This window comes from Amycolatopsis sp. cg5, assembly GCF_041346955.1.
In the GTDB taxonomy this organism is placed as follows: domain Bacteria; phylum Actinomycetota; class Actinomycetes; order Mycobacteriales; family Pseudonocardiaceae; genus Amycolatopsis.
In genome coordinates this window covers 7,194,816-7,216,659 of the sequence record NZ_CP166849.1, presented here as the reverse complement: position 1 = coordinate 7,216,659, position 21,844 = coordinate 7,194,816, and the positions used below count along the sequence as shown (strand labels likewise).

Annotated in this window: 20 protein-coding genes; 15 read left to right on the top strand and 5 right to left on the bottom strand. The window is 70.6% G+C overall.

The genetic code is table 11. The features are described from left to right. Window positions 1-64 precede the first annotated feature (64 nt). The 9 genes from AB5J62_RS32355 to AB5J62_RS32315 are packed head-to-tail and all read left to right on the top strand — an operon-like array spanning window position 65 to window position 9,494. Window positions 65-1,672, top strand: coding sequence for an ABC transporter substrate-binding protein (locus AB5J62_RS32355; protein WP_370943792.1), 1,608 nt, complete (start codon window positions 65-67; stop codon window positions 1,670-1,672). Next, on the top strand, window positions 1,669-2,649 hold the full coding sequence (locus tag AB5J62_RS32350; RefSeq protein WP_370943791.1) for an ABC transporter permease: 981 nt from the start codon (window positions 1,669-1,671) through the stop codon (window positions 2,647-2,649). The genes AB5J62_RS32355 and AB5J62_RS32350 overlap by 4 nt, the downstream gene beginning before the upstream one ends. Further along, a complete protein-coding gene (locus AB5J62_RS32345; RefSeq protein ID WP_370943790.1) occupies window positions 2,642-3,454 on the top strand; it encodes an ABC transporter permease in 813 nt (270 codons plus the stop codon). The genes AB5J62_RS32350 and AB5J62_RS32345 overlap by 8 nt, the downstream gene beginning before the upstream one ends. Beyond that, window positions 3,451-4,221, top strand: coding sequence for an ATP-binding cassette domain-containing protein (locus AB5J62_RS32340; RefSeq protein ID WP_370943789.1), 771 nt, complete (start codon window positions 3,451-3,453; stop codon window positions 4,219-4,221). Before AB5J62_RS32345 ends, AB5J62_RS32340 begins: the two co-directional genes overlap by 4 nt. 3 nt (window positions 4,222-4,224) lie before the next feature. Beyond that, complete coding sequence (locus tag AB5J62_RS32335; protein WP_370943788.1) at window positions 4,225-4,797, top strand: ABC transporter ATP-binding protein; 573 nt, start codon at window positions 4,225-4,227, stop codon at window positions 4,795-4,797. Further along, the gene (locus AB5J62_RS32330) at window positions 4,794-5,774 is read left to right on the top strand and encodes an ornithine cyclodeaminase (protein ID WP_370943787.1); all 981 of its coding nucleotides are present in this window, start codon (window positions 4,794-4,796) and stop codon (window positions 5,772-5,774) included. Before AB5J62_RS32335 ends, AB5J62_RS32330 begins: the two co-directional genes overlap by 4 nt. Continuing rightward, complete coding sequence (locus AB5J62_RS32325) at window positions 5,771-7,081, top strand: Y4yA family PLP-dependent enzyme (RefSeq protein ID WP_370943786.1); 1,311 nt, start codon at window positions 5,771-5,773, stop codon at window positions 7,079-7,081. Before AB5J62_RS32330 ends, AB5J62_RS32325 begins: the two co-directional genes overlap by 4 nt. After that, entirely contained in the window at window positions 7,078-8,130 is a 1,053-nt protein-coding gene (locus AB5J62_RS32320) for a PLP-dependent cysteine synthase family protein (protein WP_370943785.1), read from the top strand. Before AB5J62_RS32325 ends, AB5J62_RS32320 begins: the two co-directional genes overlap by 4 nt. Further along, window positions 8,127-9,494, top strand: a complete 1,368-nt coding sequence (locus tag AB5J62_RS32315; protein WP_370943784.1) for an MATE family efflux transporter — start codon at window positions 8,127-8,129, stop codon at window positions 9,492-9,494. The genes AB5J62_RS32320 and AB5J62_RS32315 overlap by 4 nt, the downstream gene beginning before the upstream one ends. Before the next feature lie 68 nt (window positions 9,495-9,562). Here the strand turns inward: AB5J62_RS32315 and AB5J62_RS32310 are convergent, their stop codons facing one another. Genes AB5J62_RS32310 through AB5J62_RS32295 form a run of 4 tightly spaced genes read right to left on the bottom strand, consistent with a single transcriptional unit; the run spans window position 9,563 to window position 14,419 of the window. Then, a complete protein-coding gene (locus AB5J62_RS32310) occupies window positions 9,563-10,795 on the bottom strand; it encodes an FAD-dependent oxidoreductase (protein ID WP_370943783.1) in 1,233 nt (410 codons plus the stop codon). After that, on the bottom strand, window positions 10,788-12,428 hold the full coding sequence (locus tag AB5J62_RS32305) for a prenyltransferase/squalene oxidase repeat-containing protein (RefSeq protein WP_370943782.1): 1,641 nt from the start codon (window positions 12,426-12,428) through the stop codon (window positions 10,788-10,790). Before AB5J62_RS32305 ends, AB5J62_RS32310 begins: the two co-directional genes overlap by 8 nt. Then, window positions 12,425-13,378: a UbiA family prenyltransferase gene (locus tag AB5J62_RS32300; RefSeq protein ID WP_370943781.1), complete on the bottom strand. Its 954-nt coding sequence runs from the start codon at window positions 13,376-13,378 to the stop codon at window positions 12,425-12,427. Before AB5J62_RS32300 ends, AB5J62_RS32305 begins: the two co-directional genes overlap by 4 nt. After that, window positions 13,379-14,419, bottom strand: coding sequence for a polyprenyl synthetase family protein (locus AB5J62_RS32295; RefSeq protein WP_370943780.1), 1,041 nt, complete (start codon window positions 14,417-14,419; stop codon window positions 13,379-13,381). 331 nt (window positions 14,420-14,750) lie between these two features. On the opposite strand from AB5J62_RS32295, the gene AB5J62_RS32290 reads away from it, so the two are divergent. The 3 genes from AB5J62_RS32290 to AB5J62_RS32280 are packed head-to-tail and all read left to right on the top strand — an operon-like array spanning window position 14,751 to window position 17,913. Further along, window positions 14,751-15,956 carry a cytochrome P450 gene (locus AB5J62_RS32290; RefSeq protein ID WP_370943779.1) on the top strand — a complete coding sequence of 402 codons (1,206 nt, stop codon included), beginning with the start codon at window positions 14,751-14,753 and terminating at the stop codon, window positions 15,954-15,956. Window positions 15,957-15,958: 2 nt separating this feature from the next. Beyond that, window positions 15,959-17,167, top strand: coding sequence for a cytochrome P450 (locus tag AB5J62_RS32285; protein ID WP_370943778.1), 1,209 nt, complete (start codon window positions 15,959-15,961; stop codon window positions 17,165-17,167). Then, window positions 17,161-17,913, top strand: a complete 753-nt coding sequence (locus AB5J62_RS32280; RefSeq protein WP_370943777.1) for an SDR family NAD(P)-dependent oxidoreductase — start codon at window positions 17,161-17,163, stop codon at window positions 17,911-17,913. Before AB5J62_RS32285 ends, AB5J62_RS32280 begins: the two co-directional genes overlap by 7 nt. Here AB5J62_RS32280 and AB5J62_RS32275 read toward each other — a convergent pair. Then, window positions 17,910-18,479 (bottom strand): carboxymuconolactone decarboxylase family protein, encoded by a 570-nt coding sequence (locus AB5J62_RS32275; RefSeq protein WP_370943776.1) that lies wholly within the window; start codon window positions 18,477-18,479, stop codon window positions 17,910-17,912. The genes AB5J62_RS32280 and AB5J62_RS32275 overlap by 4 nt on opposite strands. 353 nt (window positions 18,480-18,832) lie before the next feature. On the opposite strand from AB5J62_RS32275, the gene AB5J62_RS32270 reads away from it, so the two are divergent. The 3 genes from AB5J62_RS32270 to AB5J62_RS32260 are packed head-to-tail and all read left to right on the top strand — an operon-like array spanning window position 18,833 to window position 21,842. Next, window positions 18,833-19,633 carry an ESX secretion-associated protein EspG gene (locus tag AB5J62_RS32270; protein ID WP_370943775.1) on the top strand — a complete coding sequence of 267 codons (801 nt, stop codon included), beginning with the start codon at window positions 18,833-18,835 and terminating at the stop codon, window positions 19,631-19,633. A 14-nt stretch (window positions 19,634-19,647) separates the two neighbouring features. Continuing rightward, window positions 19,648-20,043 carry a hypothetical protein gene (locus AB5J62_RS32265; RefSeq protein ID WP_370943774.1) on the top strand — a complete coding sequence of 132 codons (396 nt, stop codon included), beginning with the start codon at window positions 19,648-19,650 and terminating at the stop codon, window positions 20,041-20,043. Then, complete coding sequence (locus AB5J62_RS32260) at window positions 20,040-21,842, top strand: hypothetical protein (protein WP_370943773.1); 1,803 nt, start codon at window positions 20,040-20,042, stop codon at window positions 21,840-21,842. The genes AB5J62_RS32265 and AB5J62_RS32260 overlap by 4 nt, the downstream gene beginning before the upstream one ends. Window positions 21,843-21,844: the final 2 nt, after the last annotated feature.

The following is a 21,844-nucleotide window of genomic DNA, read 5'->3' as shown; positions in this document are numbered from 1 at the left end:
GGGAAGTCGTGAGCTGAGCCACAGTCTTATCGAAAACGATTATCATTATGATTGGGTAGGCGACGTGCTTACCTCCCGCCATCGTCCGCGCCTGCCGGTGCTCGCGCTTCTGTTCACAGTGGCCGCCTGTGGCACGCCAACGGCTTCCGGCGCCACTGACCGCTTCGTCGTCATCGACGCCGAAGAACTAGGCCATTTCAATCCGCTGACGGGCCACGGCGGCAATGGCGAATCGAAGATTTACGAGAGCCTTTACCGGGTCGCCGAGGGACAGGACGATCGCATTCCCGACGCGGTGCCGGTGCTCGCCGAGGGGCCGCCGGAGGCCGTCGACGGCGATCTCACCCACTGGCGGGTGCGGACCAGGAGCGGGGTCACCTTCTCCGACGGGTCCACCTTCGGTCCCGAGGACGTCGCCGCGACGTACAACGCGGTCATCGACCCGGCGTTCGCGTCGCCGATCGCCGCGAACTTCGACTTCCTCAAGTCGGCCAAGGCGAGCGGGCCGGACACCGTCGACTTCACGCTCGCCGGGGCGTACGCCGATGTGCCGCACCGGCTGTTCCTGGCAATCGCGCCCTCGGAGGCGCTCGCGAAGCCCGGCCCCGCCGACAAGCTCGGCCTGGGCGACCATCCCATCGGGACCGGCCCGTACGCACTGACCGAGCTGCGGCCCGATCAGGCGGTGTTCACCGCGCGCGACGGGTATTGGGGCGCCAAGCCGCCGGTGAAGACCTTCGTCGTGCTGCGCACCGACGACGACAAGGCCCGCGCCGCGCAGCTCGCGGGCAACGCCGACGGCACCCGGCTGCCGCCCGCGCTGGCGCACGCCGCCGCGAAGAACGGCTACCGCGTGATCTCCGCGAAGGCCAACGACTGGCTGGGCATCACCCTGCCGACCGGTGATCCGGTGGCGGGCGACCCGGCCGTCCGGCTCGCGCTGAACCTCGGCGTCGACCGCGGCGCGATGGTCCGCGACATCCTGCGCGGCGAGGGCACGGCCGTTTCGACGCTGGTCACGCCGCTGTTCGGGGTCGCGTACGATCCCGCGCAGGACTTCACCTTCGACGCGGAACGCGCACGCAAGACGCTCGACGACGCGGGCTGGCGTGCCGGCGCCGACGGCATCAGGGAACGCGACGGCCGCCGCGCGCGGTTCGACGTCGCCTACTACCCGACCGAGAACCTGCGCCGCGATCTCACGATGGCGACCGTGTCCGACGCCAAGAAGATCGGGCTGGAGCTGAACCCGGTCGCCGTCGAGAAGTCGACCATGACGCCGCAGTACCTCGCCGCGACCGCGTTCATGCTCGGCGGCGGTGGCCAGCCGTACACAGTGGACACTCAGCTGTACCCGAAGTTCCACTCCCGCTACGCCAAGCCTGGCGCCGGTTCGAAGTGGGACAACGCGTCGGACTACGTGAACCCCGAGGTCGACCGGGTGCTCGACGCGGCCCGTGTCGAGCGTGACCCCGCCAAGCGCGCCCAGCTCTACCGCGACTTCCAGGCCGCCTACCACGCGGCGCCCGCGATGCTGGCGCTCGTGTCCGAGAACCACGTGTACGTGGTCCGCGACAACGGCTGGAAGTTCGGCCCGACGGCGCTGGAACCGCACGCGCACGGGGTGGCTTGGGGTCCCTGGTATTCGCTGGCCCGCTGGACCCGCTCGTGACGCGGTCGCGCCGCATCGCGAGACTGGCCGTCCGGCGCCTGCTCTTCGGGGTACCGCTCGTACTGGGGGTTTCACTCGCCACGTTCGCGCTCGCCGCGGCGAGCCCGTTCGACCCGCTGGAGGCGTACCTCCGCGGCGTCGGTGACGGGCTCACCGAGGTCGAACGTGAGGCGCTGCGGCACACACTGGGGCTCGACCAGAGCTGGATCTCGGCCTGGTGGCATTGGCTGACCGGCGCGCTGACCGGGGATCTCGGCTACTCGCGGGCGTACCACGAGCCCGTCGCGCAGGTGCTCGGTGAACGGCTCGGCTGGACGGCGTTGCTGGGACTGGCGGGCTCGCTGGTCGCGGTGACGTTCGCCCTGGTGCTGGGCGCGATCGCCGGCCTGCGCGCCGGCGGGCTCGTCGACCGGGGGATCAGCGCGCTGGCCGTGCTGCTGCAGGCGGTGCCGCCGTTCATCGTCGCGCTGGGCGCGGTGCTGGTGCTCGCCGTGACCTTCCGGCTGTTCCCCAGCTCGGGGCTGACGGATCCGGGTGCGGCGGTGACGGCCGCGTCGGCCGCGCGGCACCTCGTGCTTCCCGCGCTGGTGCTCGGGATCTCGCAGGTCCCGTGGCTGGTACTGGGTTTGCGTGAAGCGATCATCGGGGTCGTGGGCAGCGACCCGGTGCGCGGCGCGCGTGCCCGCGGCCTGCCGCGTGGCGTGGTCGAGCGCGGGCACATCCTGCCGATGGCGGCGGCGCCGTTCTTCGCACTCGTCGGCGGCAGGCTGCCGGAGCTGCTGATCGGCGCGACCGTCGTCGAGACGGTGTTCGCCTGGCCGGGGCTGGGCGACGCGACCGTGGATTCCGCGCGGGCGATGGACTTCCCGCTGCTGGCGATCGTCACCGTGCTCACCGTCGGCCTGGTGCTGCTCGGCAACCTGGCGGCCGACGCGGCCGCGATCGCCGTCGACCCGAGGATCGAAGCCGATGGCTGAGTGGAGCCGGGCCGCCAGGTGCGGCGCCGCGATCGTCGTGGCACTGGCGCTCTACGCGATCTTCGTGCCCGTCCTGTTCCCGGTCGACGAGGCCATCACCGACTTCGCGGCCGCCGATCAGGGACCCAGCTTCGGGCATTGGTTCGGCACCGACTCGTCGGGACGGGACCTGTTCACCTTGGTGGCCAAGGGAATGCGGGTGTCGCTGGGGATCTCGGCGGTCACCGCGGTGGTGTCCACGGTCATCGGGCTCGCGGTCGGGATCGCGGCGGGCGCGTTCGGCGGCTGGTGGGACCGGATCGGGATGCGGGTGGCCGACGCGATGACCGCGATCCCGAGCCTGCTGCTGTCGCTGCTGATCGTCTCGATGTTCCGCGGCTCCCTTGTGGCTATCGTGATTTCGCTGGTGCTCACGCACTGGACGTCGATCGCCCGCGTCGTGCGCGCGGAGCTGCTTTCGGTGCGGCACGCGGAATACGTCGAGGTCGCCAAGCTGCGCGGCGTGCCGTCGTGGACGATCGCGCGCGTTCACTTCCTGCCTGTCGCGTTAGGACAGGCCGGGGTGGCGGTCGTGCTGCTGGTCGCGCACGCGGTGTGGCACGAGTCCACTTTGTCCTTCCTCGGCGTCGGATTACCGCCGCACCAAGCGTCTTTGGGCACCTTGCTCGCCGACGCGGGCGACGCGCTCCTGCTCGGGCATTGGTGGCGGCTGGTGTTCCCCGCCGGCGCGATCGTGGCCGTGACGCTGGCGCTTTCGGTGGTAGGACGGTCCTTTTCAGCTTCGAGAGCGGCGGTGACGGCATGACCTTGCTGATCGATCGACTCAGCGTCCGTATCCCGGTCGAGCGCGGCGAGGTGCACGCGGTCACCGAAGCCGACCTCGTCGCGGCGCCGGGCAGGCCGCACTTCGTGATCGGCGGTTCCGGCTCGGGCAAGTCCACCTTGTGCGCGGCCGTCACGGGAACGCTGCCCGCCTCGGCCCGGATCAGCGGGCGGGTGAAGACCACCGGTGACGGCCGCATCGGTGTCGTGCCGCAGTCGGCGATGACGTGCTTCACGCCGGTGCGCAAACTCGGCAGGCAGCTGGCCGAGACCGTGCGCTGGCTGCGTGGCGAGCGCGGGCCGCGTGAGCTGCTCGACCTGGTCGGGCTGGAAGCGAGCGCGCTCGGAAAGTACCCGCACGAGCTGTCCGGCGGGATGCTGCAGCGTGCCGCCATCGCCGCCGCGATCGCGGGTGATCCGGAGGTGGTCGTCGCGGACGAGCCGACCTCGGCGCTCGACCGCGAACGGTCACGCGATGTCGTCTCGCTGCTCACGGAGCTGGCGGCCGACCGTGCCGTGCTCGTCGCCACGCACGACATCGAGGCGCTGGGCGGTGTGGACGCGGAGCTGTCGGTGATGTTCGCGTCGCGGATCGTCGAGACCGGTCCGGCCGCGGAAGTCCTTGCGGCGCCCAGGAATCCGTACACCCGTGACCTGCTGGCCGCGCTGCCGGAGAACGGGCTGCACCCGCTGCCGTTCCCCACGCCCGATCTCGTCGACCTGCCCGGCGACTACCGGTACGGAGGCTGACGGATGCTCTCCGCGCGTTCGGTCACTGTCGGCCACGGCCGCACGGTCCTGTTTTCGGGCTTCGACCTCGATGTCCGGCCGGGCGAGATCGTCGGGCTGGTCGGGCCTTCCGGCGGTGGCAAGACTTCGCTGGCCCGCGTGCTCGCCGGGCTCGCGAAGCCGCTCAGCGGCGAGGTGCGGCGCGACGGCCCGGTGACCATGCTGTTCCAGTCGGCGAGGCGGGCGATGGACCCGCGGCTCACGCTGCGCCGGTCCATCGAGATCTGCGCCGACGGCGACGTCGGCTGGGAAAGCCTGTGCGACCGCGCGGATCTCCCGATCAGCCTGCTCGACCGCTTTCCCCGTCAGGTGTCGGACGGGCAGCTGCAGCGTGCCGCGATCGCCCGCGCGCTCGTCGGCGAGCCGAAATACCTGCTGTGCGACGAAATGACCGCGTCGCTCGACCCGGCCACCACCGCCGCGGTGGCCACGACCCTGCGCCGGGCGGCTTCCGACGGTGCCGGCGTGCTCTTCATCAGTCACGACCTGCCGCTGGTCGACGCCATCGCTTCCACGAGAAAGGTGCTCACCCCATGAAACCGCCCACCCTGCACATCCTCACCCGAGGCGATCTCCACAACCTGGAGCTCACCCCGCACGAGGCGATCACGATGGTCGAAGACGGCTACCTCGCGTACGCGTCCGGGAAATCGCGCAACCCGGCCAAGCTCATGGTGCCGATCCCCGACCCGGAGCGCGACGCGGTCACGTACTCGATGCTCGGCTACGACGGCTCGCTGGAGCAGGCGGCCTTCAAGACGAGCTACCGCCAGGGCAGCACGTCGGCCGAGAAGTACTACACGACCATCACGCTGTACGACGACACCACCGGCACCCCGTTCGCGTTGCTGGACTGTCACCGCGTCGGCGCGACCCGCACGCCTGCCACGACCGCGTTGCTCGCGCGGGAATGCGCGGCGCCGGGCGCGCGCTCGGTGCTGATGGTCGGCACCGGGGCGCAGGGGATCCGGACGCTGCCGTACCTGCTCACCGCGTTGCCGAAGCTGGAGCGGCTGCGGCTGTTCGGCACGCACCCCGACGGCATCCGCGACAGCGTCGAGGCGCTGACGAACCAGTTCCCCGGCCGTGAGGTCGAGCTGGTCGACGACGTCGAGGCCGCCGCGCGCGAGTCCGACATCGTCGTCGCGGCGTCCGGCCGTGCCGCGCACCCGAAGATCCAGCTCGGCTGGCTGCCGCCGGGCGGGCTGCTGATTTCGGTGGCCAGCAAGGGAGTCCAGGAGGGCACGCTCGCCGAGGCCGACTACACGGTGGCCACCAACGCCGCGCAGGTCGAGGTGACCGGGCAGCGGATGGCGGGCCAGGACGGCGTGTTCTCACTCGACGCCGAGCTGCCCGAGATCCTGGCCGGGCGGGCGGCGGGCCGTCGCAGCGACGAGGACCGGGTGTTCGCGTTCAGCAGCGGCATGATCATCACGGACATCCCGGTGGCGCACGCGCTCGCGGCGCGTGCCATCGCGGCCGGTCGCGGCCTCGAGGTGGCCCTGTGGTCGTGAATTCTCCGCCGCTGCCCGCGCTGGAACGGCCATGGGCGCCGAAGCTGCGCGGCTCGTCGACGCTGTGGGACATCGCCCGCGCGGTCGGCGGCGGGCCGTTCCACGTGATCCACCCGGCGACGTTCGCGGAGAACCTGACCGCGATGGTCGACGCGCTCGCCGCCGAGAGCGTGGCGGGCACCGTCTACTACGGGAAGAAGGCGAACAAGGCTTCGGCGTGGCTGCGGGAATGCGCGCGGCCGGGCGCCGGTGTCGACGTCGCCAGCGTGCCGGAACTGGTGCACGCGCTGGGCAACGGCGTGCGCGGCGAGTCGATCGGGGTGACCGGTGCAGCCAAGCCAGAGGGGCTGCTCTGGCTGGCGTCGCGGCATCGCTGCCTGATCGCCGTGGACGCGGCCGATGAGCTGGAACGCCTCGCGCGCCTAGGCGAGGGCGCCGAGGTGCTGCTGCGGGTGCGGCCGCCGATGGCCCCGGCGAGCCGGTTCGGGTTCGCCGAGGAAGCGCTTCCAGCCGTGGTGCGCCGGTGCGTCGAACTGGGTGTGACGGTGCGCGGATTCTCGTTCCATCTCGACGGGTACGACCCCGTTCCGCGCGCCGAACTGGCCGCCCGCCTGATTGAGCTGTGCCAGGACGCCCGCGCGCTCGGGCAGCCCGCGTCGAAGATCAGCATCGGCGGCGGGATCGCGGTGTCCTATGTGGACGCCGACGATTGGGCGCGGTTCGAGGCCGGGCGTCACGACGGCTGGTTCCACGCCGGGCGCAATCCGGCGCGGACGTATCCGTATCACCAGTCGCCGACCGGCGCGGCCATGGTCACCGCGATCCTGCGGCACGACGCGCTGGCCACCCGCCTGCGCGAGACCGGGATCGAGCTGCTGCTCGAACCGGGACGCGCGCTGGTCGACGGCGCCGGGTTCTCGGTGTTCCCCGTGCTGGGCGCCAAACCGAGCGGTGAGCACCTGATCACGACGGTCGCCGGGCTGAGCATGAGCCTGTCCGAGCAGTGGAAAGGCAGCGAATTCCTGCCCGATCCGATCCTGGTCAGCGCGGCGCCGGGTGAGGGCGGCCCGGTGCGGACGGCCGTCGCCGGGTCGAGCTGCATGGAGTACGACGTGCTCACCTGGCGCACGGTCGAGCTGCCCGCCGCGCCGCGGTTCGGTGACCTGCTCGTCTACCCCAACACCGCCGGCTACCAGATGGACAAGAACGAGAGCGGCTTCCACCAGCTGCCGCTGCCACCCAAGGTGGTCGCCGACGGCGACCGCTGGCAGGTCGACACCGAGTACCCGATCCAGGAGATCCGATGACCATCGTCCAGCGCGCGTCCGATCTGATCGGCGACACCCCGCTGCTGGAGCTGGCGCGCACCGGCACCGGGACGCGCCTGCTGCTCAAGCTCGACCAGCTCAACCCGACCGGCTCGTGCAAGGTCCGGATGGCCAGGCAGATGATCACCGAGGCCGAACGCGACGGCAGGCTGCGCCCCGGCGGGCACATCGTCGAGCCGACGTCGGGCAACACCGGCTGCGGGCTGGCGCTGGTCGCGCTGGAACGCGGCTACCGGTTCACCGCGGTCGTCGACCAGCACGCGGCCCGAGAGAAACTGCGCATGCTCACGGCGATGGGCGCGGAACTCGTGTTCGCCGACTGCTCGGGCGACGGCGGCCCGAGTTCGGTGCAGCGCAGGGAGATCGCGGCTCGGCTCGCGCGTGAGCTCGGCGCGTATCACCCCGATCAGCACAACAACCCCGGCAACAGCAACGGGTACGGCGGGCTGGCGGCGGAGCTGCGGCGTCAGCTCGGCACGGTCGACGTGCTCGTCGCGGCCATCGGCACCGGCGGCTCGCTGTGCGGCACCGTGCGCGGGCTGCGCGCTTCGGGCATGACGACGCGCTCGGTGGCGGTCGAACCGGTCGGGTCGATCATCTTCGGCGGTCCGGCCGGGGTTTACCACCAGACCGGCGCCGGCAGCCCCGACGGCTTCCCGATCGGCTCCAACGTCGACTACTCGCTGGTCGACGACTCGCACCGGGTGTCCGACCGCGACGCGTTCGCCGGCGCCAGGGTGGTCGCGCGCCGGACCGGCCTGCTGGTCGGCGGCACCACCGGCGGCGCGATCCACGTCGCGCTGCGGCGGCTGTTCGCGTATCCGGCGGGCAGCACGGTCGTGGTGCTGTGCAACGACGCGGGGGAGAAGTACCTCGACTCCGTCTACGACGACGAGTGGCTGCGGGCCCGTGGCGTGCTCGACGAGCTGGCACACCGCCGGGTCGAGCGCTGGTTCACCACCTACGCGGTGTCGGTCCGGGTCGCCGAGCGTGACGCGTTCGCGCCGGCTTTGGCGGTCAGCGCATGACGATGACGGCCCAGGTGACCGGCTACCGCGCGCTCGTGGCGCTCGCCGCGCCGATCGCGGGCATCCAGCTCGCGCAGGTCGCGTTGACGAGCGTCGACCTGGCGATGCTCGGCCTGCTGGGCGTGTCGGCGGTGGCGGCGGGCGGGCTGGCGATCCTGCTGTACAACCAGATCCGGACGATGTGCGTCGGCATGGTCACCGGCGTCGGCAACCTGGTGGCCACCGCGGCGGGCGAGGCCGACCTGCGCGCGGGCGGTCTCGACGACCGGGCCCGTGACGAGATCCGCTCGCTGCTCCGGTCGGCTTTGCTGGTGGCCACCCTGGCGGCGGCCGGTGGCGCTGTGGTCCTTTGTGGACTCGCGCTGGCGTTGCCGTTGCTGGGGCAGAGCCCGGAGATCGTCTCGCTCGCGCGGGCGATGATGTTCGCGCTGGCAGGCGGGTTGTTCCCGATGGTGTGGCTCAACGTGCTGCGTCAGTTCGCGGTCGGCCTGCGCCGCCCCGGCTCGCTGCTGGCGGTGACGCTGGTGTCGATCGCGGTCAACGCGGTGTGCAACGCCGCGTTCATCTACGGCTGGGCCGGGTTGCCGCGACTGGGTGTCGCGGGCGTCGGCCTGGCGACGACGGTGGTCCAGTTCTTCACGCTGGCGGCGTTCGCGTCGACGATCCGCCGCGACCCGGAACTCCGGTCGATGGTGTCGCTCGCGGCCTGGCGCGCGGACCCGGCGGTCGTCAAGCACATCGTCCGCCACGGGACGCCGATCTGTTTCACCTACGGCTCAGAGGCCGCGATCACGTCGATCGCGACGGTCCTGATGGGCGCCTTCGGCCCGGCGGCGCTGGCCGCGTCGAACGTGGCGAACCAGCTGGCGTACATCGTCTACCAGTGCAACATCGGCCTGTCCCAAGGCTCGTCGATCCTGGTCAGCCGCGCGTCCGGCCGAGGCGAACGGGAGTTGGCCCCGGTGATCGCGCGGCAGGCTTTCACGCTGTCGTGGTCGTTCATGGCAGTGGTGAGCTTGGGCTACGTCTTGGTGCCGCAGGTGATGTTGTGGCCGTTCTTGGGTGGGGAGACGGATGCGGTCGTGCTGGGCATGGCGTCGACGCTGCTGCTGTTCGCGGTCGCGCAGCAGTTCTCCAAAGGCACCCAGAACATCCTGGTCGGCCTGTTGCGCGGCCTCGGCGACACCGCCTCGGGCTTGCGCTGCACGCTCATCGGCTACTGGGGCGTGGGCGTACCCGCGATGCTGGCCTGCGCATACGCCTTCGGCTGGGGAAGCTGGGGCGTCTGGACCGGCCTGTGCCTCGGCTTCGGCGCGACCGCGCTCCTCCTCGCCCGCCGCTTCAAGGCCTCCAACCCGGGATAAAGCCTGCTTTACTCCCGGGGATTTAGCGGGCTTTATCCCCGGGAGTAAAGCCCGCTTTATCCCGGGTCTCAGCGCCGGGTGAGGCCTAGGGCGGAGCGCAGGGCCCAGGTGGTGAAGGGGTCCGAGCTGAACCCGGCCATGTTGTAGACGATGCGGTGGCGCAGCTCGTTGTTGTCGCGGTTGGCGCGGAGCAGGCGGGGGCGGACCAGGCGGGCGCCGCGGGACGTGCTCGTGAAGAGCAGCGCGAGGGTGTGGCTCAGGCGCGAGACGTAGTCCAGCACCGGGCGGCGGTCGGCCTCGTACCGGGCGCCTGCCGTGTCGACCGCCGCGGGTGTCAGTGAGTCCACCGTGGACAGTTGCGCGGCCAGGCTCCAGGCGTCGCCGATCGCGGCGTTCATGCCCTGGCCGACCATCGGATGCACGGCGTGCGCGGTGTCGCCCAGCAGCACCAGCCCCGGCACGTGCCACCGCGGCGTGTGGAACCGGGCCGCGGGCAGCACCTGCACGCCGTCGGCCGCGGCACGCAACGGCGCGGCCACCCGTTCCAGCGCGGGCACCGCGCGCAGCAGGTCCGAAGTCCACGAAGCGAGCCCCGCCTTGCCCACGCCCCGGAAGCTCTGCGCAGGGATCTGCGCGTACAGCCGCGCGCGCCCGCCGGGCATCTGGAACAGCACGCGCAGCCCGCCGGGCGTCAGGTACATGGTCATGTTCTGGCCGAGTTCCGGCGCGTTCTCGAGTTCGAACGCCACGAGCTGGTGGTCGTACAGCCGCCGGTGCACCGAGATCCCGGCGTCGTCGCGCAGCCGCGAGACCTGGCCGTCGCAGGCGACGGTCAGCGAGGCTTCGACGTCGATGATCTTCGGGCCCCGGATCAGCCGAGCGCCTCGAACACGTCCGTCGGCGCGCAGGAGCTCGTCGACCCGGGTGCCCTGCCAATACTCCACAGTGGACGGAAGCTGGGCGCCGACCACCTCGCGGAAGTCCTTGTAGAAGTGCAGCAACCCGTAGTCGTACGGCGCGTCCAGCAGGCCGAAGTCCAGGTTGATCAGCTCGTCGTCCTGTGCGGTGTTGCACGTCAGCCGCCGCACGGTACGGGCGCCCCGGTCGGCGAGCGGTTCGACCAGGCCCGCCGCTTCGAGGATCTGGACGGTCCTCGGCTGGAGCAACTCGCCTTTGTGGACGTTGCGGGGGCGCGACTGCTTGTCCACCACCAGAACCCGGCGGCCCTGGGTGCCGAGGAAGTGCGCGAGCGTGAGGCCGCCGGCGCCCGCGCCGCAGATCAGGACGTCGAAGTCAGCCATGGTCGGCTCCGAACCTGGCGAGTGCCTGTACCGCGTAGCCGGTCGCCAGCAGATCGCACGAATACATGAGGTCGAGGAAGTACACGCCCAGCAGGTCCGGCTCCCACAGCCCGTCCGGCCGTTGGTTCCTGGTCAGCCACTCGACGCCGCGCGCGACGGCGGGATGGCCGTGCGCGCCCGCGCCGAGCAGGCCGAGCAACGCCCACGCCGTGTCCTCGGCCGTCGAGCCGGGACCCCAGCCGCCGTCCGCGTTCTGGTTGGCCAGCAGCCATTCCGAGCAGCGGTGGGCGACGGCGCTGTCCGCCAGGCCGAGCCCGCCGAGCGCGTCGAGCACCGCGCCGGTGCCCGCCGTGAGGCCGCGGTACCAGGGGCAGGTGAACGCGCCGTCCGGGCGCTGCGTCTTGGCGAACCAGCGCAGTGCCTTGGCGATCGGCTCGTCGGTGACGGTCAGGCCGCCCGCCTCGCGCAACGCCGTCACCGCGTGCGCGCTCATCACCGAACAGGCCGCGTCGAGGTCGATCGGGTTGTTGGTGGTGAAGCAGCTCCAGGAGCCGTTGCGGTTCTGCATGGCGCGCAACCAGTCGAGCCCGCTCCGGACCTGGCCGTCGGTGCGGTCGTGGCCTGCCCGTGCGAGCGCGATGAGCGCGTCGGCCGTGTCGTCGGTGTCCGGCCAGCCACAGCGCAGCGACCAGCCCCAGCCGCCGGGTGGGCAGCCGGTCGCGGGGAACGCGACGTCGCGCTGGCAGCGGCGGATCCAGTCCAGCGTCGGCGCCAGGCGCTCGCGTTCGCCCGCGTCCTGCAGGCCGTGCGTGACGAAGGTGGTCGCGGACAGTTCGAGGTCCCGGTTGACCGGCCACGCGCCGTCAGGGCGGACCGTCGCGCGCAGATAGTCGACGCACCGGCGCACGATGTCCGGCCGGACACCGGCGCGCGCCAGCCCGATGCACACCAGCGCGACCATGAACGGGGACTCCTGGTAGCCGCCGCCCGGTCCTTCGAACTCGTGCAGGTCGTCCAAATAGGACAGGATTCGGGGTTCGCAGAGCCGGTTGATCGCCCGCCGGATCCGCCCGGCCGGTCGGGTGTTCGCCTGCATCAGGCCCCAAGAAAGAATGAACGGGACCGTGAACGAGACCTTCTGTCTCAGCCACCGGGGCAGCAGGACGACCTGCATCGGCAGCCGCATGATCTTGTTCTCGTCGTGCAGCCCCGCCCACGCCAGGAACTGCTCGCACATCACGAAAAGCCGGCACTGTTCCCGGTCACCGACAGCCGCCATGCCGCCGAAGCGCTCGATCCGCTCCAGGCCGCGGCGCACGTGGTCCGCGGACGCTTCGGGCTCCAGGAATTTCAGCGCACCCACGGCGTAGGGGGTCACGTTCAGTGTGGACGGCGCGCCGACCGCGTCACCCCAGCCGCCGTCGGGATTCTGCGTTTCCCGCAGCCACCGCGCGCCACCCGCGATCAAGGCCGCCGACTTGTCCGGGTCGGCGAAACGCAGTGCCACCATCGCGGACGCGGTCGAGACGGCGGCCGACGGCAGCGTGTCCTGCCACGACCCGTCCGCACGGCGGCGCGCGAACAGTGCGTCCACCGCGCGGGCGAGACTGGTGTCGAGTGCGACTCGTGTCATGGCCCGGCCACCACTCCCAGCGTCGGTGCGAACTCGTAGCGATGCCGCATGTAGTGCTGCGCCAGCCAGGTCACCGAAACCGCGACGACGGCCAGCGGCACCGCGAACCCCGGTCCCGCTCCCTGGCACAGCAGCGCGCAGGCGAGCACGATCCGTTCCAGCACCAGGATTTCGTGCGCCCGCAGCGCGGGTTTGCGCGGCAGCGGACGAGGTGCGCGCAGCACGACGACGAGTGCCGACGCACCCAGCGCGGCCGCGACACCCAGCATCACCGCGTAACCCGGGCTCATCGGAAGCGTGAGCGCGATCAGCAGCCACAGCGCGTACAAGCCGGTGGCGCAGGCCAACGAGACCGTGACACCGCGACGCACCGGCAGCGTCTGGTAGCCGCCCTCGGCGTCACCGTCGAGGTCCCGTAGCGCGCCGACGAGGTTCGTCCCGGCGTCGTGCAGCCAGAACAACCCCGCGACCGCGAGCAGGTTCAGCGGCGGATACGTCGCCGTCATCATGGTGCCGAAGAGGAACGCGAACGCCGTCAGCCCGCCGCGGACCAGGTTGCCGGACAGCCCGCGTGCCTTGAAGAACGTGCTGTACGAGACGCCGGCGACCAGCGCGGCCACGACCAGGAACACGGTCCGCCAGTTCAGCGCCAGCGCCGCCGCCGCGCCGATCGCGACACACAGCGCCATCGCGACCAGCGCGCCGCGAGCGGTCATCCGGCCGGACGGGATCGGGCGATGCGGCTTCGCGATGGCGTCGAGTTCGCGGTCGAAGTAGTCACCGCCGTAGAGCCCGGCGAGCCAGCCCAGCGTCGGCACGGCCCATGCGCCCAGCAGGCTCCAGCCGGACGGATCGGGGGCGGCGAGCGTCGCGCCCGCCAAGCCGACGAGGCCGACGTAGGTGGTCGTGTACGGCCGCCAGGTTTCGAAGTGCGCCTTCACCGTGTCCACTCAGGACACCCGCTCGACCGCGTGGCCCGCGAACCAGTGCAGCCGGTCTCGGTGGGCCGTGGCGGGCAACGTGGCCAGCGCGTCCTGGGCGGAGGTCGCGTGCTCCCAGGCCATCTTGCGGGCCGCCGTCAGCGCGCCGGTGCTCACCAGCACGTCACTGACCATCGCGAGCGCTTTCTCAGGGACCAAGCCGCCTTCGAAGACCATGTCCAGCTCGCGCACGTCCTGCGCGTCGCCGCTTTGGTAAGCCAGCAGGATCGGCAAAGTGAGCCTGCGGTTGCGGATGTCGCTCGTGGTCTGCTTGCCGATGGTCTCGGTGTCGCCGGTGAACGCGAACAGGTCGTCGATGATCTGGAACGCGAGCCCGAGATGCGTCCCATAGCGGCCCAGCGCGTCCACCTGCTCGTCGGAGCCGCCGCCGAGCACCGCGCCGCACTGGCACGAACAGCGGAACAACGCGGCGGTCTTGCCGTCGATCATGCGCAGATAGGTGGCCACGTCCCGGATCGAGTTCTCGGTGATCTCCGCTTCCAGGCTCTGCCCCTTGCACAGCGCGATGCCCGAGGCCGAGGCGATCTCCAGCGCGGTGACCACGCGTTCGGCGGAGACACCCTTGCCCCGGCATTCGGCCAGGCAGCTGAAAAGGTGGAAGATCAGGGCGTCGGCGGCGACGATCGCGTTGTCCGTGCCGAACTTGTGGTACGCCGACGGGCGGCCGCGGCGCATCGCGTCGCCGTCGATGATGTCGTCGTGCACCAGGCTGGCCGTGTGGCCGTACTCGGTGCCGACCGCGGCGGGCAGCACCTGCTCCAGCACACCGCCGACGGCCAGCGCGGACTCGACCAGCAGCGCGGGGCGGAAGAGCTTGCCCGCGGGGAGCAACGCGTACCGGCAAATGGCGTCCAGCCGATCGGTCTCCTCGAGCCAGCGGTCCTCCAGCTCGTCCCTGATCGGCCGCACCAGTTCGGCCACTTGGTCCACCGGCGCGGTCTGCACGGCTGCCGCCGCGTGCGGGGAATTGACGGTGAGCGCGCTGATCATCGTGTCGTCCAGCCTCTCCGTAATCGAGGTTTCACATGCCATTCATCAGAAGTGGCGTTGAATCGACGTTGATGCATTCAGCCTATTCGGCGGAACTTCGGGAGTTCGGTACCCCGGCTTATCAACTGCCTAAGACGGTGCGCCGTTATCGGGATATTGGCCCGGAAAGTCCGCGCTGGTATGTCAACTCCTGCATGCGAACTAACGTACGCTGCCGTGGCGCGGCAATGACGAAGTCCCCTAGCGGCCCCTTATCGCGGAAGCCCCTAAGGGCCCCTAATGGAATTGACTTCGCTCGGTGATCGGAACCGCTGGAGAAACGAGGTTGGGCATGACAGGCGTCGTACCACCGAGGAGTTACCCGTTCACCCCCGCCGAGCGGCTCGAGCCGGACCCCGGGCTGCGCGGGTGCCGCGAGGAACCCGGCCTGGTCCGCGTGCAGATGCCATACGGTCGACCGGCCTGGCTGGTCACGCGCTACGCCGACGTCCGCGCGGTGCTGGGGGACAACAGGTTCAGCCGCGCGATGGCGATCGGCGACGACGAACCCCGGGTCTACGCCAGGTCCAACACCTCGGTGTCCATGTCGACGATGGACGCCCCTGAGCACACCCGCCTGCGCCGGGTCGTGATGCACGCGTTCACCGAGCGCCGGATCAGGACTCTTCAGGCGGACGCGGAATCCGTCGCGGGCAGGCTGCTGGACGAAATGGAGACGCGGGGCGCGCCGGTCGACCTGGTGAGCGCCTTTGCCGAGCCGTTGCCGATCACCGTGCTCTGCGAATTGCTGGGTGTGCCAAAAGAGGACCAATCGGACTTTTGGGGCTGGTCTGTCTCGTTGTTGTCCACTGCCGCCGACCTTCCCGCCGAACAGGCGATGCAAGCGCGCATGCGGCTGGGGAAATACCTTGCCTCGCTGGTCGAACAACGCCGGAAAGAACCGGCCGACGATTTGCTGAGCGCGATGGTGCAGGCGAAGGACGAGGAAGAGCGACTCAGTGAAATCGAGTTGGTCAAACTCGGCACCACGTTGTTGACAGCGGGTGTGGAAACTGTATCGAGCCAGCTCGTCAATGCGAGTTACCTGTTGCTGACCGAGCCGCGACTGCTCAATGAGCTTGTCGAATCGCCGTCGCTCATCCCGAACGCGGTCGAGGAACTCATCCGGTTCGTGCCGATCGGTGTGGCGGGCTCGATGTTCGCCAGGGTCGCCCGCGAGGACGTCGAAGTCGGCGGGACGCTGGTCCGCGCCGGCGAGGCCGTGGTGACCGACGTGCAGGGCGCCAACTTCGACCCCGCCGTCTTCGCCGACCCCGGCCGCGCCGACTTCACCAGGAAGGAAGCGAACGCGCACCTCGGTTTCGGGCACGGACCGCACCACTGCATCGGCTCCCAGCTCGCCAGGATGGAACTGCGCGTGGGCCTCGAATCCCTGCTCGGCCGCTTCCCCAAGCTGCGGCTCGCGGTGCCGGAATCGGAGCTGGCCTGGCGGACCGGCGTGGTCCGCGGCCCGGTCGCGCTGCCGGTGGAGTGGTGAGCATGGACGAGCCGGTCACCACCAGGAAGAAGTGCCCGTTCCCGTTCGACGCCGACGATCTGGGCGCGCTCGCGCGGACCTACGGCGAGCTGCGCGAGCACGACCCCGTCCCCGAGGTCACGCTGCCCAGCGGTGACACGGCGTACCTCATCACCCGGTACGCCGACGCGCAGGCCGTGCTCGGCGACCGGCGGTTCAGCTCCGACATCGGACGGCCCGAGGCGGCGCGGCTGCGTGAGGGCTCGGACGGGAACTTCACCAACCCCTACATCGCCGACCGCGCCTGGCATCTGCGCTGGCGCAAGCTGCTCACCCGCGCGTTCACCCCGCAGCAGGTGGAGACCATGCGCGAGTCCGTGCAGGCGATCGCGCACGAGCTCGCCGAAGAGATGGCCGGGCGTGAGCGTCCGGTGGATCTGTTGCAGGCCTTCGCCTTCCAGCTGCCCGCGCGCGGGATCAGTGAGCTGCTCGGCATTCCGGTGCTCGAACAGCAGCAGGTGCGCGGCTGGGTCGACGCGCTCGCCACCAGCCGCGAGGCCGACTTCAGCGAGCGGGCCGAGGCCGGGATGGCCATGTGGCAGTACTCGCTCGGGCTCATCGCGGACAAGCGCGCGCGGCCGGGCGAGCACCTGATCGACCGGCTCATCGCCGTGCACGACGACGAGGACGGCAAGCTCAGCGAGGACGAGCTGGTCATGACGATCATCGCGTTGATCGTGGGCAACAACGAGAACACCGCCCGCCAGATCGGCCAGGGCATGTTCACCCTGCTCAACCATCCCGGCCAGCTCGCCGACCTGCGCGCCGACCGGTCGCTGCTGCCCGGTGCGGTGGAAGAGATCCTGCGCTCGACGCCGGTCTACACCGCGCTGCCCCGGTTCGCGACCGACGAGGTCCGGCTCGGCGAGTGCGTCATCCCGCGCAACGCGACCGTGCTCGTCGCGCGGGACTCCGCACAGCACGACGAGCGCTGGATCGACGAGCCGCTGAAGTTCGACATCCGGCGCAAGACCCCGACCCGCCACCTGGCGTTCGGGCACGGGCCGTCGTTCTGCATCGGCGCGTCCTTCGCGCGCCTGCAGATGTCCTGCGGCTTCACCGCGCTGCTGGACCGTTTCCCCGGCCTCGCGCTCGCCGTGCCGCCGGAGGAGGTGAGCTGGACGTACCGGCTGCTCGGCTCCGGCGCGAAGACCATCCCCGTCACGTGGTGACGGCGTTCGTCACGGGCGCGACCTCGGGCATCGGCGCCTGCTTCGCCAGTAGGCTGGCGGCCGAGGGCCACGAGGTCGTGCTGATCGCCCGTGACGCCGCCCGTCTCAAGGCGTTCGCGGCGGAACTGGGGCCGTCCGCCCGCGTGCTGCCCGCCGACCTCGCCACCGCGGAAGGCCGCGCGGTGGTCGAGGAGGAACTTGCCTCGGCGCCCGTCGGGATCCTGGTCAACAGCGCGGGAATCGGCCTCGCGGACCGGTTCCACGAGGCGCCGCTCGATCTCGTCCAGCGTCAGCTCGACGTCAACGTGACCGCGGTGCTCCGCCTGACGCGCGTCGCGGTGGCCGGGATGGTCGCGCGCGGCGAGGGCGCGGTCATCAACGTGTCGAGTGTCGCCGGCTTCTTGTCCGGCTACGAGGCCACGTACTCCGCCGGGAAGAACTGGGTGACCTCGTTCTCGGAGGGCGTCGCGGCCGAGGTGCGCGGCGACGGCGTGCGCGTGATGGCGCTCTGCCCGGGTTTCACGCGCACCGAGTTCCACGCACGGGCCGGGGTGCGGAGACCCGGACCCGGCTTTCTGTGGCTGAGTCCCGAGCGCGTGGTCGACGCCGCGCTGGCCGACCTGCGCCGCGGCAAGGTCGTCTCGGTGCCCGGCCTGCGATACAAGGCTTTCGTGCTCGCGCTGGACCTGCTGCCCCGCGCGGCCGTCCGCGCACTCGGCCGGCGCCTCACCCGCACCCGCGGCTAGTCCTTTACCCCTAAAACGTCTCGCGCGGCGGCCATGGCGTTCAAAGCCGCGGGGAACCCGGCGTAGAAAGCGAGATGAAGCAAGGTCTCGATCGCTTCCTTCCGGGTACCACCCGCTTGGAGTAATGCGCGAAGGTGACCGACTAAACGTGGGATCATTCTGCCAATCGCGACGCAAGCCGCGATCGCCACGATCTCGCGTTCCTTCGCGGAGAGTCCGTCACCTTCCGCCGGCCCGGCGAAATCCGTGGTCGAGCCCGCGATGGAGTCGGCGATCTCAATGGCCTCGGTGATTTGACGGCGACTGCAGCCGATATTCAAAGCCGCCTGCGCGTGGAATTGCAATTGCGTCGAAGCATATCCGAGTGCGGTCAACGCCCCTATTGTCGCGAGCTGACGTTCACGCAATTCCAGACCCGGCCGATGATAAACATCGCCGTAAATGAAACCGATGCAGGCTTCCCCGAATTCGGCCTCGTCGAGGCTTTCGAAAAGGTCGAGCACGGCCGGGCGTTCGACGCCGCCCAAGCGCTGGATGAGGTGCAGCCCCTGCGCGTAGGAATCCATGGCCTGATGGTATCCGGGCCACGCGTACGGATGCCCGGCTTGCGTCGTTCGTCCAGGTCTGGACGGGATTTAGCAGGCCCTGTCCAGGCCCGCCGGTCGCCGACGACGGCCTTGCGCGAAGGGACATCGCCAGTGCGCGAAGGGGCAACGGGGTCCAGTGGACAGTTTTCTCGCTCCGTGAAAACGGATTGCCGTAGTGGGCGAGTGAACCTTCTGTCAAGGCTTGTGTTAATGCTCATACGGTCCTCGCCGCCGCTATTCGGTAACCGGGGGAGCGGTTCCGCTCGTGTGTATGCTGGCTCGCGGGTGGAGGTCTTTGAGGATGAGGAATGGCGCGTAAACTCGACTTTTGCATGGGCACCGTCGAAGCGGCCGTGGTCGGCAAGGCGTTCGGTGTCGACGTTCGAAGCTTTCCGCTGAGGATTCGCAATACCACCGCAGAGCCCGAGCGGTTCGCCAGGCTCGCGCGACAGGTGGACGAGGTTCTCACGGATGCCGGGCTCGCGGCGGGCGGCCGGCTGGATCCGGCCGTGACCACCGCGTTCGGCCTATGGAGCAGCCCGCATGTCACGGTCTCGGTCAGCGGCATCGACGGTCTCGGCGACGACATCGCGGTGCTCGCGTTCACCGATGGCGCCCGCGCGCTCGGGGTCACGCAGGCCGCGCACAGCGACGTGCTGGACTTCGCGCTGTTCACCGACGAGGAGTTCGCCGGGGTGATCGCCGGTGTGCTGCCGAGGATGCACGCCGCGGCGACCGGCTCCTACACCGTGCGGCGGCGCGCCGAGCAGCGGGTTTCCGCGATGACCGCCCGGCGCCGGGCCGCACGGGAACTCGAGGAGGACGAGGACGAGGCGTTCGGATCGGTGCGGTTCACCGGTTCCGTCCGCTCGGGCGTCCCCGAAACCCGGGCCCCGCTGTCGGACGAGGAAACGCTGAGCGAGCTCATGGCGGGCGCGCGGCTCGGCGGCGGCCGGATCGTGGTGACCGGCGCGCGGGGCGCAGCGTCCCCGTTGACCTGGCTCGACACCGAACACGGCCGGTTCCTCATCGACGTCGAAGAGGACGCGGGCGCGTTCATCGCGCACTACCGCCCGGCGGGCCCCGCCGATGTCGTCGCCGCGATCCGGCAGCGCATCGCGGGCGTGTACTGAAAGGGAGCTGCCTGATGAGCGAAGAGGAAACCGCCTGGCGGCCGTCGACGGTGTTCAGCGGCGTCCGGCTGCGGCAGATGGCCGTCAGCGGGAGTTTCGCGGTGGACGAGACCACCGGCGACCGGATGATCGAGGCGCTCGAAGGCGTCATCGACACGCTCACTACCAGATGGGCCGCCATCCAGCGGCTACAGGACTCGCCGAGGCTGAGCACCACGGCCACCGCGAAATGGGTGTCCTCGCACATGGTCGGGACCGCCGTCGACGAGCAGGGGCTGCTCACGCAGCTGCAGGCCGCGAAGGCCGAGTTCCCCGCCTACGTCGAGGCGATCCGCATCGCCAAGCGCAACTACAAGCAGCGCGAGCAGGAAACCCACGACCTCATCAAGCGCACGGGACGGACGCAGTGACCGACGATCAGACGGCCGCGGTGTCCAATCCCGCGTCGCCGGAGTACGACCCGAACAGCCCGTTCTACGACGTCACGGCCGACTCGTCGTCGAAGTACTACGTGGGCCCGATCGTCGGCGGCGCCAAGTCCGGCGACGAGATCCGCGCGCAGGCGACCGAAGACGTCGACAAGCAGATCGCCGACGAAGAGCACTGGACGCACAAGGTCGTCGAGGCCAAGGTCCGCGACGAGCGGATCCAGCGGCTCTACGAGCGGCGGCTCGCCGAGGCGCGTGACGGACTCGACGCCGGGCTCCAGCTCCGCCCGTCCGCCGCGATTCCGCGCACGGCCTGGGAAAACGCGTCCCACGAGCAGATGAACGACGCGATCTTCCGCGACGCGAACTCGGCCACCATCGCCGAGTCCTCCGAGGAATGGGTGCGCGTCGGCAACGAACTCGCCCACCACCAGCGGGTGCTCGCCGACGCGATCGCGGACAGCGCGGCCGACTGGCGCGGCGCAGGCGGTGACGCGGTGCGCGAACACCTGGCCGGGGTGGGCAAATGGCTCGGGGTCACCTCGCAGGGCGCGGCGCTGACCGGCAGGCAGCAGCAGATCCACTCGCAGACGCTCAACGAGACGCAGAAGCGGATGGCGGCCAATCCGCCGGTCGCGTTCTCGCCGCAGGAGGCCAACGCACGGCTCGTGCAGATCACCGATCCCGTCGAGTACGCACTGCGCTCCACCGAGGATTTGAAGGTCTACCAGGCACAACAGGCCGGGCGTGAGCAGGCGGCGCGCATCATGACGCAGTTCGACGAGACGGTCGGCTCGGCCACGGTCACGCCCGCGTTCCCGCCGCCGCCCAAATTGCCAGGGTCCGGCTCCAGCGCCGGCGGCGGCGCGACGCGGCCGTCCCAGCAGCTGCGTGACCGGTCGGATCCGGCGACGGTGGACGCGAACATCGCCGACATGCGCACCGCTTCCCCCACTGCGCCGGTCGAGCCGTTCCAGATCGGGTCCAAGGAAGGCCAGCCCGCGCAGCAGTTCCCGCCGAGCGCGCCGCCGCTGGGCGACACCGGGTCCGGCGACATCCCGAGCCGCACCGCGTTCCCGGTCAGCGGCGGGCCGTCGCAGCTGCCCCCGTTCGACGACCGGACCCACACGACCGGCTTCACCCCGGACCCGCCGCCGCTCACCGGCGGGCCGACACCCGGTGGCCTGCCGCCGATCCCCGAGAGCACCCCGCCGCGCAGCGTGCCGAACCCCATCAACCTGGTTCCGCCGCCGATCCCCACCAACACCGGTCCTTCGGGCACCCGGCCGCCACTGGGGCCGACCGGCACGGGGCCGACCGGCGGACCACCGGTGCGCCGGATCCCGACCATCGGACCGACCGGCGGCGTCAACGGCGACAGCATCGGCAGCAGGCTCGGCGGTCCCGACGAGACCAGCGGCCGGGGCGGCGCGCCGAAGCTCGGCGGCGGTGGCGGTTCGACGCGCGGTGGCGCGAGCTTCGGGCCAGGCGGCTCGGCCGCGGCCAACGAGGCCGCGCTGACCGGTGGCAAGGGCAGCGCTTCCGGCCCGGTCGGCCGTCCCTTCGAAGGCGAGCAGGCACGCGGCACCGGACCGGCAGGCGCCAGGCAGGCGCCGATGGGCGCGGGCGGTATGGGCGGCGCCGGAGCGGGCAAGAAGGGCGAAGAAGACAAGGAACACAGCGTCGCCGAGTACATCGAGGGCGACAAGGAGCTGTTCTCGTCGGAGGAAATCGTCGCACCGCCGGTGATCGGCGACTGGCAGAACACGGATTGGCGCTGACC

Bases quoted from the DNA above. Each gene is read 5' to 3' on its own strand.
- AB5J62_RS32345 (WP_370943790.1), top strand. From the start codon at position 2,642: ATGGCTGAGTGGAGCCGGGCCGCCAGGTGCGGCGCCGCGATCGTCGTG.
- AB5J62_RS32340 (WP_370943789.1), top strand. From the start codon at position 3,451: ATGACCTTGCTGATCGATCGACTCAGCGTCCGTATCCCGGTCGAGCGC.
- AB5J62_RS32335 (WP_370943788.1), top strand. From the start codon at position 4,225: ATGCTCTCCGCGCGTTCGGTCACTGTCGGCCACGGCCGCACGGTCCTG.
- AB5J62_RS32330 (WP_370943787.1), top strand. From the start codon at position 4,794: ATGAAACCGCCCACCCTGCACATCCTCACCCGAGGCGATCTCCACAAC.
- AB5J62_RS32320 (WP_370943785.1), top strand. From the start codon at position 7,078: ATGACCATCGTCCAGCGCGCGTCCGATCTGATCGGCGACACCCCGCTG.
- AB5J62_RS32315 (WP_370943784.1), top strand. From the start codon at position 8,127: ATGACGATGACGGCCCAGGTGACCGGCTACCGCGCGCTCGTGGCGCTC.
- AB5J62_RS32310 (WP_370943783.1), bottom strand. From the start codon at position 10,795: ATGGCTGACTTCGACGTCCTGATCTGCGGCGCGGGCGCCGGCGGCCTC.
- AB5J62_RS32305 (WP_370943782.1), bottom strand. From the start codon at position 12,428: ATGACACGAGTCGCACTCGACACCAGTCTCGCCCGCGCGGTGGACGCA.
- AB5J62_RS32295 (WP_370943780.1), bottom strand. From the start codon at position 14,419: ATGATCAGCGCGCTCACCGTCAATTCCCCGCACGCGGCGGCAGCCGTG.
- AB5J62_RS32290 (WP_370943779.1), top strand. From the start codon at position 14,751: ATGACAGGCGTCGTACCACCGAGGAGTTACCCGTTCACCCCCGCCGAG.
- AB5J62_RS32285 (WP_370943778.1), top strand. From the start codon at position 15,959: ATGGACGAGCCGGTCACCACCAGGAAGAAGTGCCCGTTCCCGTTCGAC.
- AB5J62_RS32275 (WP_370943776.1), bottom strand. From the start codon at position 18,479: ATGGATTCCTACGCGCAGGGGCTGCACCTCATCCAGCGCTTGGGCGGC.
- AB5J62_RS32270 (WP_370943775.1), top strand. From the start codon at position 18,833: ATGGGCACCGTCGAAGCGGCCGTGGTCGGCAAGGCGTTCGGTGTCGAC.
- AB5J62_RS32265 (WP_370943774.1), top strand. From the start codon at position 19,648: ATGAGCGAAGAGGAAACCGCCTGGCGGCCGTCGACGGTGTTCAGCGGC.